General features: G+C 44.0%; 4 protein-coding genes. All 4 read left to right on the top strand.

Annotation, left to right across the window (positions count from 1 at the left end; all coding sequences use genetic code 11):
- Nucleotides 1-6 precede the first annotated feature (6 nt).
- Nucleotides 7-543: a phage tail protein gene (locus BGP78_RS04280; RefSeq protein WP_119860248.1), complete on the top strand. Its 537-nt coding sequence runs from the start codon at nt 7-9 to the stop codon at nt 541-543.
- 94 nt (nt 544-637) lie between these two features.
- On the top strand, nt 638-1,921 hold the full coding sequence (locus tag BGP78_RS04275; RefSeq protein WP_119860247.1) for a S8/S53 family peptidase: 1,284 nt from the start codon (nt 638-640) through the stop codon (nt 1,919-1,921).
- 29 nt (nt 1,922-1,950) lie between these two features.
- Entirely contained in the window at nt 1,951-3,123 is a 1,173-nt protein-coding gene (locus BGP78_RS04270) for a TIGR03032 family protein (RefSeq protein WP_119860246.1), read from the top strand.
- A gap of 5 nt (nt 3,124-3,128) precedes the next feature.
- Nucleotides 3,129-15,188 (top strand): tandem-95 repeat protein, encoded by a 12,060-nt coding sequence (locus BGP78_RS04265; RefSeq protein WP_119860245.1) that lies wholly within the window; start codon nt 3,129-3,131, stop codon nt 15,186-15,188.
- The last annotated feature ends 30 nt before the right edge of the window (nt 15,189-15,218 follow it).

Below are 15,218 nucleotides of genomic sequence, written 5' to 3'. Positions count from 1 at the left end.
TAAAAGATGGCAGATCCATTTATTGGAGAAATTCGTATTATTGGCGCAACATTTAGTCCTCGAGATTGGTCAATTTGTAGTGGCCAAATTGTAAGCATTGGACAGATGACAGCAGTCTTTAGCTTATTGGGAACCAGTTTTGGAGGAAATGGTAGAACAACATTTGGCCTGCCTGATTTAGCAGGGCGAGCGCCTATGCATGCAGGGCAAGCCCCAGGTTTATCCTTGCGGCCATTCTCTTATTTTGGCGGCTCTACTCAAGTGGCATTGGTCGAATCTCAGTTACCTGAGCATACTCACAGTATTTCGGGTGTGCTGCAATCAGGTGACACTGGGGAACCAAGTAATAATAAGTTGGCACTCGATAATGCCATAAGTGGTGGCGTGTTACGGTATACCGCACCACTTGACAATGATGTTGATTTAATGAATAGCGCTAGCTTTTCTGTGGCGGGTGCTGGTCAACCTCATGAGAATATGCAACCCGCATTGGCACTCAATTTCTGTATTGCACTAGATGGAATTTATCCGCCACGAAATTAACGCGTAGATACGCAGGTTTTGGTTAAGAAACCTGTGTATCTACATATTGTGTGTAAAGTTTCGAGATTAGCTAGGTAGTAGTAAAGGGAGTGTCATGTATTTCATTTTAAAGAGTCAGAAACGTACTCGTTTGTTACTATTTAAATACATTAATTGGAATGTAATTAACGTGTACTTCACTTTAGCTGCTTGCTTATTCGTCGCGGGGTTACCTGCTCAGCCTATTGTAAATTCAGTGCGCTTTCAGAGTAACAAAAAAACGGTTGCTTTGAGTCAATACAGCAATGACTTTTTAATCGATGAAAAAGGTCAAAAGTACGCGTTTAATAAAAAAATAATAATCAAATCTTTGCTATCTGAACAAGAGATCCCAGAATTACATAGTCAAATTACCCAGGTGCAAGTTCTTGCCAAGATACAAGGCGGGACCGTCTATTGGATCACACCAGAAACAGAACATTTTTTTGATGTGTTTTCTGTATTAAAAGCCCATCAAGATGTTGTCGCGGTGGAGCCAGATATAGCCCCTGTTAGAAAGTTACCAAGAGCCAATCACGAAGTTCATTTAAAAGAAGTCTACTCAAAAAATAGCTTACTATCGTCACTTAAGCCCCCTTTTTGCGATTCACCAGTAAATAGGGTTCGAGTGGCGATTATTGATGATGGGTTTGATTTTAGCCATGCAGAATTTAATGAGTTAGCCGTATTATTAGAGTATGACGCTGATGAGCATGTGCTGGATGCCAGTACGACAGGAATAGTCGATTATCATGGCACCCAAGTCGCTGGGGTTATAGTAGCGAAGCAAGATGGTATTGGAGTGGAAGGTTTTGCACCTACGAGCGAGCTCATTGCTATTCGGCAGGTATCAACATGGACTTCTTCGTTAATATTGGCATTTCACGTGGCTAAGTTAATGAAAGCCGATGTAGTTAACTGCAGTTGGGTTCTGCCATTTTTGTCTGATATTACTGCCGCCGTTATTAAAGATTTAGCATTGGCTCCACATGATCCCATCATTGTCGCATCAGCTGGTAACAACAGACAAAAGGCATGTGAAATGAATAAATTATCTGAGTTAGATTCGGTTGTTGTGGTTGGTTCAATCAATAAAGGTGGAAATCTAGCCGAGTTTTCCAACTACGGTCAATGCGTTGATTATTATGCGCCTACGTTAGTAAAGTCGACGTCGCTGGGTGGATATACCGATTTTGGAGGCACTTCCTCATCTGCTGCTATTGTCTCTGGCATTATTGCGCAGTTGAAAGTATGTGGTGTCACGCAGCCATTAAGCCAATTACATTTATTTGAAAACATAAAGTCAGCACATAGCGTATTAAATTTCAGAGCTAAAGAAAGCACGATAAGCCATAACTAAAAAGTAGTACTAAAAGAATAACGGAGAATATGATTTTGAGTACCTCAAATCCGAGTGGGAATTGTAAAACTGAAAGTTTAGATTTTAGTAGCACCTACAGTGATAACTTACCAGAAATATTGTCTCAGCTCGGTATTTCTTTGCTGGCGACTAGTTATCACTCGCAAAGACTTATCGTAGTGCGCCCAAAAAGTGGCAAGCTAGAAACAAAACTAAAAGCGTTTCCAAGACCCATGGGGCTTTATGCCGATGATAATAGGATCACTCTGGGCACATTGAACCAAGTGATTGATTTTAAGAAAACTAAAAGTGGGCATAGGGCTATTATTAACGGTGAGTTTGATAATTATGAAGCGCTGCCAAGCAAGTTACAAGACAGTGAACTTAAAGAGCTTACGCAGTTTAGGTACGAACTAGGTGAACAAGTTCAAAGTGTTAAATCAGCGGATAGTTTGTTCGTTGAAAGGGCCAGCTTATCGACTGGTTTAATTAATGCCCATGATATAGCGTGGGGTACCGAAGGATTATGGGTGGTTAATTCAGTGTTTTCATGTTTGTGCAAACTCAGCCCTGACTATAGTTTTATTTCAGCTTGGAAGCCTTCATTTATTTCTGAATTAAAGCCTGACAACCGATGCCATTTAAATGGCATGGCCATGCTTGATGGTGCTCCTCGTTATGCGACTGCCTTTAGCCAATCGAATACAGCAGAAGGGTGGAGAGACGAGTTAGGCTGTAATGGGGTACTTATTGATGTGCTCGAAAATAAAGTTATTAAATCGCAGATCTCAATGCCGCATTCACCGAGGTGTCATTTGGGGAAAGTCTATTACTGTGCATCTGGCGATGGGGCTATTCATGTGTATGACCCAAAAACAGGCACTACACGTGTTTTGGCTGAGCTCCCGGGCTTCACGAGAGGGATGACATTCTTTGGTGATTTAATGGTTGTGGGTACAAGCACACTGCGTACATCCGACGGAAAAATGAACTTTACAGCAAATGAAAGGCTGTTAGAGGAAAACCAGTGTGGCATTTGGCTGTTAGATATTAATACTGGGAAAGTAATTAGCCGTTTAATTTTTTCAGGAGATGTAAAACAAATTTACGATATTGCAATTGTAACCAATAGCACTGCACCCGAGGTGCTACAAAGCTCAGACGCACTATCTAGTTTCATTTTTGAAATTTGTCAGGAGTAATTATCATGGAACGTACAAGTCTTAACAAAAGCATTTTGGCACTCGCTGTACCCTCTTTGATTGCCAGTGGTGCGTATGCTGATACAGTAAACGACCCTTCAAAGAGTCAGCAATCGTATGGCACAGAGCACATGGAGGCCGTAACTGAGATAGTTGATACCGCGAATAGTAACCCATTTAATCCCTTCGGCAGAGTGAAAAGTGAACGAAAGAATAATTCAGGTTCAGACGTACGCAGTACATTAAGCTTTTTGAACGCGCAAGGGTTACTTAAACCGAGTACTCAACAAGTAACGATTGTATCAGGCGAGAGTACACAGGTTGATAGTGATTTATTGATACAAAAGGTATTTGCTGCGAATGTTTCTTGTTTGTTACCGAGTGGAACTTGTCGAGCGGATATATCTGCTATTAGTTGCACTGCGCTTTTTTTGGGTACAATTGTTGGTTCTTGCAGCGCTTCACCTGAGATAGATGTGGAGGAAGACGGCGCGACGACCACAAGCGAAAACTTTGGCAGTATTGAAGCTAATGGCATTGCACCTTCACTAAAAACGTTCACGTTACAAAATGAAGGTTCAGGGAATTTAACAACAACTGGAATATCTATAACTAATGGCGGAAGCGACTTTTCGATCACGGGTGGCACATGTATTGTTGGTGGGCAAACTATAGCAGCTAGTGACGATTGCACTATTTTTGTAACCATGCAAACCACAACTGAGGGTGCGCTTTCAGGCAACCTGCGAATAACGAGTGATGATTCTGATGAGGCCACCTATAACGTTTCTTTAAGTGGGACTGGTACAGATGGGACCGCCCCCACATTTGACAGCGCAAACTCTACGCCAACTGATAATGCTACCAATGTATCGATGTCTGATAATATCGTCATTGATTTTAGTGAGAATGTGGCATTAAGCACGGGTAATATAACGGTTCGAGATGTCACAGGGTCAAGTGATTTTGAGGTGTTTAACGTTGCGACTGAAAGTGATGGCGCAACTACCAGCCCAAGTGCGGGCCGCATTGGTATTGTAAACGATAAGGTATATATAAATCCGACGAATAGCTTAACTGGTAGCAATCAATATGCATTGCGCGTAGATTCAACCGCAGTAGATGACTCAGCTGGCAATAGTTTTGCAGGTATTAGTGATGATACGACCTTTAATTTCACTACGGTAAACGAAGCGCCTGCGCTTGATTTAAATAGCGGTACATCAGGTAATGACACAACAGCCTCATTTTCTGAAGGGTCAGGTGCCGTTAGTTTCATGACCAGTCCAACGGTTACAGATACCGACACGATAACAACAATTACAGTTAAGCTCACGAATGGTCAAGGTGATGCAGATGAAGGGATAAATGTGTCGGCGAGTGCGCAAAATGCTTTAGCTGGCGTATCAGGCAAGTCGGATATTTCAAATGCAATTGAAATAAAAGTGGAGAATGCAACAGCAACAACCGCTGAAGTGGCAACATTCTTACAAGCAATAACTTATAATAACTCGAGCAACACGCCGAATACCACATCGCGAACTGTCACCGTTGTCGTTAATGATGGCACAGTCAATAGCGAGACACGCACTGCCGTAATCAGTGTGGCTAATGTAACCGCGGCAAGTAGTTCTGCAGCATCATTTAATACCACATCGGGCACTAACTTAAGCCCTGCTATTAGTTTCAGCAGTGACAATGAGACTTTAACCATATCTTCAGCCAGTCATATTGTTGGGTCAACCGCGCAAGGTGGGGGCGGTACAGATGAAATTGTTGTAATAGATGGCAGTGACCTGACGCAATTTGCCAGTTTGACCACCTTTGAAACCCTCTCGACTTATAATAATGGCTCATTAACGCTGAGCGAGTCGCAACACGATACGTTTACGACCATAAATGGTACCGGAACAAATACGTTCACCTTGGCAAGTGCCGATGACGATAGTACGGTGACTGCGGATGCAGACATAGAAACGTATGTTTTAAATGCGGCTTTTAATATTACCCTATCAGGTGCAGCGCAAAATATTACCGGTAGTAGTAGTGCAGATACCGTGAATATTGCTGGGTTAAGTGTTACGGGTACGCTTGCTGGTGGCGGTGATACCGATGTGCTGCAAATGAGCACAGGGGCTAATATCAGCAATGCAACCGTCAGCGCATTCGAGTCTTTAACATTGAGCGGTGGCGCATCGGTCACAATGACGGAAGCGCAACACGATAGCTTTTCAACGGTAACCGCAAGCGGTACTGATTCAATTACCATAAGCTCAGCGACCGATGGCTTAACAGGTAATAGTGCGGTTGAAACGTATGTGTTGAGTGCAGCGAATACATTTACGTTAGGCAGCGCGTCACAAAACCTAACAGGTAGTGGTAATGATGATACGGTTAATGTGAATGCACTGAGTGCGACGGGGACTTTAGCGGGCGGAAGTGGCACAGACACATTGGTTGTTACCAACGGCGGAAATATATCGGGAGCGACAGTCAGTGGCTTTGAGAATTTATCGGTTGCAGCTGGTGGTACTGTAACAATTAATGCAGCCCAACTGTCTAGTTTTACTGGAACGGTATCTGGCAGCGGGACAGAAACAGTATCTGTTTCTGGTGATGGCAATGTGAGTACGGTATCAGCCATTGAGAATTATACCTTAAATGATGACAGTACGAATGCTCGGTCGGTGACTGTTACCAGTGTAGGTCACTCTGTTACTGCAACATCGACGAGCGACGCAATCACGTTTGATTTAGGAACGCTCGCGTTTACCGGCACCATTACGGGTGATAATACCGTTGCAGATACGCTCAGCCTAAGCAGTGGTGCGAATATATCAGCAGGGTCTATTTCTAATGTGAATAATCTCACTTTAGCGTCGGGCGCCTCAGTGACTATGACTGCCAGTCAGCACAACGCGTTTGGTGGAACAGTGACTGCGGCTGGCTCTGAGACAATTGTTATCAGTGGGGATGGTAATTTAACTACATTCTCTTCCGTAGAGTCTTATACCATTGGGGATGACAGTACTAATACGCGAACTGTGACTGTCAGTAATGGGTCGACGAATGTCAGTGCAAGTTCCTCAACTGATGTTGTTACTTTTGATATAGGCTCAAGTGCTTACACAGGTACATTAACAGGTGATAGCTCGCAGGTTGATATTGTATCAGCCACTAATGGCGCAGATGTATCTGGTGGTAGCTACTTTAATATAGGAACACTGAGCTTAAGTAGCGGTGCAACGGTTGCCATTGATGCTGCTAATATTGGTAATTTTAGTACATCGATAACCGGTGGCGCTGGGAGCGAAACACTAAAGGTCATGGATGGTGGGACGTTTGATTTTAGTGGAACATCTGTGTCGTCGGTTGAAGGTATTGCGTTAGGTACTAACAGTAACTTTACGCTTACTTTAACAGATAACTTTGCTTCAGATGGCGGCACTGTTGATATAACCAATAGCTCAGGCAGTGCTATTACGGCAGCCATTACGTTGAATGCAAGTGCTTTTAATGGTGATGTATTGACAATATCGGCCACTGACTTGAATGGTGCAGACACGTATACGGGTGGTTCGGGGGCTGATACCATTCGCCCTGGTGGTGGCACAGATTCAATGACGGGTAACGGTGGTAATGATAATTTTATAGGCAGTACCTCTGACCTGTCAGGTGATACCATCACAGATTTAGCAATTGGAGACATGATCACGTTAACAGGGGTCACTGGCTTATCTACTAACAACGTGCGCTTTAATGGCTCTAGCACGCTGCAAGTTGATACAGATGCAACTGACTTTAATATTTCTGAATTGAGCCTAGCACTGAGCAATGCACCCGCATCGAGTTTATCATTTACTGTCGCAGACAGTGGTGCGAATACGTTGATCACCTTTATTGCTAGCAATGATGTGCCTGTTTTCTCTTCATTAAATGGAGGGGCTACATACACAGAGAACGGCAGCGCAGTAACCATAGACAGTGATGTCACCGTCGCGGATACAGAACTTGATGCGCTTAATGGCAATACAGGGGATTATAATAACGCCAGTTTGACCATAGCAAGAAATGGTGGTGCAAATAGTGCCGATGTGTTTGCTAACACAGGCTTATTAGGAACATTAACGCAAGGCAACAGTTTTACTCATAATAGTGTGTCTGTGGGGACTGTAACGACCAATTCTGCAGGCACCATTAAACTCACATTTAATACCAATGCAACGTCAGCGCTGGTTGATTCGATTATTGCTTCGATAACCTATGCGAATACGTCTGAAGACCCATCAAGTAGCGTGACGTTAGATTACACCTTTAATGATGGCACGTCTGACAGTTCTGGTACAAACCAAGCCGTAGTGACAATTACTGCGGTAGATGATGCGCCAACAGATATTGCATTAACGTCATCAAGTATGGCTCAATCAAATACCAGTGTGGGCGCTGATGTTGGCACGTTAAGTACCACAGATGTTGATGACAACAGCCATACTTACACGTTAGTTGATGCGGGCACGTCAACCAGTGGCACGTGTACTGCTAACAGTGGTAACTCCAGCTTCCAAATTAATGGCAGTTTATTAGAAACGCAGGCTGCGATGAGTGCTGGTAGCTATATTGTTTGTGTGCAATCTCACGATGGTACCTCTTCATTTCAAGAATCGTTTACTATAACAGTCAGTGATGATGTGGCGCCAAATGCACCATCTTCGCTTGATTTGAATGCAGCGTCAGACAGCGGCTCCTCAAACACAGATAATTACACCAATGATACAACGCTGACATTGACTGGAACAGCAGAAGCTGGGGCTACTGTTAAGTTGTATAGTAGTGTATCTGGTGGAACTGTAATTGGAACTGGCACCGCAACAGGTGGTACATGGGAGATAACCACTGGGTCATTAACGTCAGATACAACACATACTATTACCGCGACAGCGACGGATGCTAGCAATAATACATCGTCGGCGTCTACCGGCTTGAATGTCACATTAGATACAACAAACCCAAGTGTTTCGAGTACACCTGACTTAAACAGTGCAAGTGATACAGGGAGTTCAAATACAGATAATATTACCTCAGATACCACACCAACCATAGATGGAACGGCGACAGCTGGAGACACCATAACATTCACCTCAGACAAAGATGGCGTGCTAGGATCTATCGTTGTGCCTGCGGGAGGAAGCTGGAGCTTTACACCGACATCTGCGATGTCTGCAAACACACATTCTATCACGGTCGTAGCGACGGATCAGGCGGGTAATAATAGCAGTGCCTCAAGTGCACTTGCTATCACAATTGATACTAGTGCAAGCACACCGAGTATAACCACACCTATTGAAGGTGATGGTATTGTGAATGCCGCTGAGGATAACGATGTGTTGGTGCAAGGCAGCGGCGCGGAGTCTGGTGCTACGGTCACGGTTAATATTGATGGTGTGAGTAAGAGTACGACGGCAGATTCAAGCGGTAATTGGACTCTGTTAGGCAATGAATTAGACATCAGTGCGCTCAATAACGGGAGCTTAACGGTATCAGCAACGCAAACCGATACAGCCGGAAATACATCGTCTGCAGCAAGCACTTCAATAACACTAGATAACCAAGCACCCAGTACAGTGACTATTACTACACCGATAGAAGGGGACGGTATTGTCAATGCAAGTGAAGATAATGATGTATTGGTTCAGGGTAGTGGCGCTGAGTCAGGTGCGTCAGTTTCGATAAATATTGGTGGTGTGAGTAAAACGACAACAGCAGATTCAAGTGGGAATTGGACGTTATCGGGTAATGAGCTTGATATTAGTGCGTTGAATAATGGCAGTTTAACGGTATCTGCAACTCAGGCTGATGCAGCGGGTAACACCTCAACTGCAACAACTACTGCTATTACCTTGGATAATGCAGCGCCGGGCGCTTTAACAATCACTACTCCAATAGAAGGTGATGGGGTTGTGAATGCCAGCGAAGACAATGATGTATTAGTACAAGGCAGTGGTGCCGAGTCTGGTGCGACAGTGACGGTAGATATTGGGGGGGTTAGTCAAAATACGACAGCGGATTCCAGTGGTAATTGGACACTATCAGGTAGCGAACTTGATATTAGTAGTTTAAATAATGGCTCTCTCACGGTAACAGCCACGCAAGCTGATAGCGCTGGGAATACCTCGAGCTCTGCTACTCAAACAATTAATTTGGATAACGTTGCTCCAACGGGCCATACAGCCGCTATTGATCAAAGTTTAATTAATGCCAGCAATGAAGCTGCTTTGAGCTTTACGTTAACAGGATTAGAAAGCAGTGGCTCGTTTGTGTATCAAATTAGTGATGGGGCAAGTACGGTAAGCAGTAGTTCAGCGACGACGATCACAGGGACCACTGCACAAATAAGCAATGTCAATGTTGCCAACCTAAATGAAGGGACCCTTACCTTATCGGCGACAATCAGTGATACTGCTGGTAATGCAGCAACGGCGGTGACTGCGACAACCACAAAACGCTATAATGCCAAGCCTGTGCTTTCGGGGACGTTGATCACTTCGATTAATGAAGATGCTGCATATAGCTTTACACCCACACTCACCGATACTGACAGTGGTGATTCGCACACTTATTCGATAGAGAACACACCGAGCTGGGCGGCATTTAGTACCGCAACTGGCGCATTGACTGGCACACCAACGGATGAACATGTAGGTACAACAACGGGTGTATCCATTAAAGTGAATGATGGTACCGAGGACAGTGATGCCCTGACGTTTAATATTGAAGTGGTCAATACCAATGATGCACCGGTTGGCAATGACTTTGCGTTTAGTTTAAATGAAGGTGAACTGCTGAGTCAAACTGCGGCGAATGGACTATTAAGTAATGCCACAGATGATGATACTGATAGCGGTGATACATTATCTGCGGTTAAAGTGACCGATCCTCAATACGGAACATTGACGTTTAATAGTGATGGTAGTTTTAGTTATCAGCATGGTGGTAGCGAAAATCATAGTGATAGCTTTACTTATAAAGTGCAAGATACATCGGGGGCTCAGTCTGACACTAAAACCGTCACGATGACGATAAACGCCGTTGAAGATGCACCACTGGCGGTTGCGGACTCTGCGTCTACTGATGAAGATACACCGATTACATTCAGTGTGGTTGCGAATGACACCGACGCTGAAAATAATATGGTCGTTGCATCGGCGGCTATTGTTGATTCTCCATCGAAGGGATCAGTCACTATTGCTAACGGAATTGTTACTTATACGCCTACAGCAAATGAAAACGGTGCAGACACATTTACTTATACGGTTAAAGACAGTACAGGTTTAACATCAAGTAAAGCAACCGTTACGATGACCCTTAATGCGGTTAACGATACGCCAATTGCAGCAAACTTTACGGAAACGGTGAATGAAGATACACCGACGAATGCTCTGACGGTACGAGCAAATGCAACGGATGTAGAAGATACCAATCCATCGGGAGCAATCACGCTTGTTACTCAACCAACAAAAGGGGCTGTGGCTTTAAATCAAACCAATGGCACCATGGTATATACACCAAATGCCAATGAAAATGGCACAGATACATACACCTATACTATTGCTGACTCTAATGGACTGGTTTCAAATACCGCGACAGTGACGGTGAATATTGGTGCGATAAACGACCGGCCTACGGCAGGGGACGATACAGTAACCACCAATGAAGATACTGCCACAACGCTTGCGATATTGAGTAATGACTCAGATATAGAAGACAGTAGTTTTGATGGGACAGATATAACCCTTGAAAACAAAGGTCAAGGTGTTGGTGAGTATACAGAGGCGACAGTCACTGTTAATACTGACGGCTCGTTAAATATAACGCCAAAAGAAAATCAAAATGGACAACTGACATTTACTTATACGTTGACTGACAGTGATAACCTTGCTTCATCTGCGGCAACAGTAACGGTAAACATCACCGCGGTGAACGATGCGCCAGTCGCTGTAGATAATACAGCCCAGCTACAAGAAGACGGTCAATTTGAAGTGAACGTGTTAGGTAATGACACCGATGTTGACAGTACATTAGACGCAAGTTCCGTTAAAGTAGTGGCCCAACCGAGTAACGGACAAGTTGCAATTAATGCAGCTGGGGCGATCACGTATACTGCTGTCGCAAATTACTTTGGCACAGATTCATTCACTTATACCGTAGATGATCAGCAAGGCCTAACATCAAATGCGGCAACCGTCACGATGACCATTGCAAGTGTGAACGATGCGCCGGTTATCTCTGGAACACCATCAACGCAATTAGATGAAGATGTTTTATTTAGCTTTACACCAACAGCAAGTGACGCTGATCAGGATAACCTGAGCTTTTCAATTATAGGGCAACCAGCTTGGGCAACGTTTGACGCAACCAATGGCACATTGAGTGGCACACCGGGTAACGATGACGTGGGTAATTATGCCAATATCATTATTAGTGTGACTGACGGTCAGCAAACCGCGACATTACCAAGCTTTGCTTTGACAGTGAGCAATGTGAATGATGCACCAATAATCTCAGGTACGCCTTCATTGACCGTACTACAAGATGAAACTTACTCATTTACACCTCAAGCCAGTGATGAGGACTCAACAGAACTTACATTTTCTATTTCTGGGCAGCCACAATGGGCCTCTTTTGACAGTGCGAGTGGCTCTTTAAGCGGCACACCGAGTAGAGAAGACATCGGTGTTTATTCATCGGTAACACTCAGTGTATCTGATGGGACGCTGAGTTCTTCGTTAGAGAGTTTTGATATTACTGTGGAAGCGGTAAATGCAGCGCCTATCACCAGTGATATGCAAATCACCTTAAATGAAGACGCTAGCTCGACGGTCAGTGCGTCTGTAGAAGATAGTGACAATGACGTTGTAACCATCGCGGTTGTTACGCAGCCACAAAATGGGTCACTAACGGTTCAATCAGGCTTGTTTACCTATCAACCAACCCCCAACTTTTTTGGTACTGATAGTTTTACGTATAGCGCCAATGATGGTGAGTTGACGTCAAATACGTCAACAGTATCGATTAACGTTACTGCGGTAAACGATGCGCCTGTTGCACAAGACGACGTATTTAATCTAACTCCTACCCCAAATAATGTGTACTTGCTTGATGTATTGCAAAATGATTCAGATATTGAAAATCAAACTTTAACGATTATTGGCTCAAGCGCATCAATTGGGCAAGTTAATATCGTAGATAATCAAATACAGTATACAAGCAGTGATAATACATTGGGCCTTGTTATTGTTAAGTACATGATTGAAGACTCGCAAGGGGCACGCAGTGCCGCAGCTGCCAATATAACATTCTCTGCATCAAATACGGTTGATGTGCCAAGCATAGTGCCTCCTACAGATGTTGTAGTGGATGCGACTGGGCTGTACACAAAAGTGGCGCTTGGAACTGCGGTTGCATCAGACAGCAATGGCAATCCTTTAGCGGTTTCATTTGTGGGTGGTCAACCAGTTTTTGCACCCGGAGAGCATCTTGCTTATTGGCAAACGACAGACGAGCTGGGACAGCAAGCTGTCGCGACACAATCAGTGTCTGTACATCCGCTTATTTCTTTACAAAAAGATAGTTTGGTAGCTGAAGAAAAAACCCATACTGTTGACGTTTACCTAAATGGTCCTGCAGTCTCTTACCCTGTGAGAATACCTTATAGTGTGGGTGGCTCGGCGGATGGTAACGACCATGACCTCGAATCTGGAGAGTTTGTCATTGAATCCGGTGTTCAGGGACAAATTTCGTTTAACGTTTTTGGTGATAATCTTTCAGAGGGTTCTGAAACCATCATCGTAAGCTTAGACAGTGGGCTAAATACAGGGGCTAAATCGACCTCAACAGTGACTATTATTGAGGAAAATGTCGCACCATCAATAACAACTAGGGTGGAACAATCTGGTGAAAAGCGTTTAACGTTAACCTCAGATCAAGCATTGGTAACGGTGAGCGCAGACACGTTTGACGCGAACCCTGCAGATATCGTGACATTAACATGGCAAGCAGATGTTGCACTTGTTAACCAAAGTAGTCAACCTAGTCAATTTGTATTTTCGCCTGAAGGACTTGCCTCGGGTATTTATAAGCTTACGGTTAGCGCAGCTGATAATGCATCGCCAAGTCTGTCAACTCAGCAGGATTTGTATTTAGAAGTCATTCCTGAGCTGGTGGTGCTCGGCAACAACGACACTGATGGCGATTTAATACCGGATGAACAAGAAGGGTATATAGACTCAGACGGTGATGGTATCCCTGATTTCCAAGACGCGATCAGTGATTGTAACGTGATGCAAGAACAGGCAAGTGAATCACAGCAATTTTTGGTGGAAGGTGACCCTGGTGTGTGTTTACGTAAGGGGGCGACTGTATCGCAAAATAGTACCGGTGGCGTGCAATTGCTAGAAAGCGAATTGCCAGAAGACGAGGCTGCGAAAAACATCGGCGGTTTATTTGATTTTATCGCCAGTGGGTTACCGCAATCAGGTGATACATATAGTTTGGTCATTCCACAAAGAAGCCCAGTGCCCGCCAATGGCGTTTATCGAAAACTCAGAGATGGCCAGTGGGTTGATTTTGATACGTCTGGCAATAATGCAATTTTATCAGCTCAAGGAGAGCCTGGGTTTTGTCCTCCTCCAGGTAGCAGTATTTGGCAAAGTGGGCTAACAGAAGGGGCGTGGTGTGTTCAGCTACAGATTGTAGATGGCGGGCCAAATGACGACGATGGCTTGGCGAATAGAACGGTAATTGATCCAGGAGGTATTGCAGTACCAATTACAGATAATGCACGTCCAGAGGCCGTTGCTGATGAAGCTGAGGTCTCAGTAGGACAAGAAGTTATCATTGATGTTTTAGCAAATGATAGTGATGCTGATTCAGATGTATTATCTATCACGGGTGCAACAGTGGACTTTGGGGTTGTGAATGTCATTGACAATAAACTGGTGTATTTACCACCGGCTAACTTAATCGGTGTTGCTGTTATTCAATATAGTATTAAAGATGGCAATGGGGGGACGTCAAATAGTACAGCAACAGTCACCCTAACGAGCAACTCAGCACCCGTTGCAACCGCAGATTCAGCGCAAGTAATGGGTGATAGTAGTTTGATTATTGATGTACTGGCCAATGACTTTGACGCTGATGGAGATGTATTATCGCTTGTATCAGCACAAGCACAAACAGGGACTGTAAAAGTCAATGTCGACAATACATTGACGTATACACCGCAACAAGGCTTTGAAGGGCAAGATACAATTACGTATCAATTAAAAGACGAAAAGGGCGCGCAATCACAAGGGGTTGTGACCATTAGAGTACAAGCTTTGACTGCTGTTACTGTAGAAAATAAATCATCTGGAAGTATGGGAGGAATGTTGTTACTCATGATATCTGCATTAGTTATTCGCCGTAGGAAACTGGCATTACCAAGTTTTGCGCTGATCTCAACGACATGTTTGGTGAGTGTACCTGCTGCTGCAAATTCTTGGTCAATACAAGGAATGGTCGGTCAATCTAGCGCGGATCATAGCCAACCAAATACAACCTTAAACGTCAGTAATGTTGATGATAGCAGCGATAGTTGGTCTGCTGGCCTGTATCATGAGTTACTGCCTCAGTTTACGATTGGTGTTCGTTATATTGATTTGGGGCAAGGAAGAGTAACCTTTAGTGGGAACGTAGCTTCGCCTGATACCGCACAGGCTGATGTGAGTCGTGTTGCACCAATATTACCTGAAGGGTTTGCGCTACAAGTGGGCTATGATGCGTTTAAATATAATACCTTTGAAGGTAAGGTATTTCTTGGTGCATTTGATTGGAAGTACCACGTAGACAGCACCCGTGATGGTCGATTCCATACACGATATGAAGATCAGCAAACAGACTTATATTATGGTTTAGGGCTTACATATAACCTTTCTGACTCAGTGGGGGTTGATTTACAATATTCGCGTTATCCATTATCAGAAAATGATATTGATGAAGTATCTCTAGGGTTAAGCTATCAATTTTGATAATTTGAGTCACTGATGAGTGTATAAAAG

Source organism: Pseudoalteromonas sp. MSK9-3 (assembly GCF_003590335.1).
Taxonomy (GTDB): Bacteria; Pseudomonadota; Gammaproteobacteria; order Enterobacterales; family Alteromonadaceae; genus Pseudoalteromonas.
This window is presented reverse-complemented; position numbering and strand designations above follow the sequence as displayed.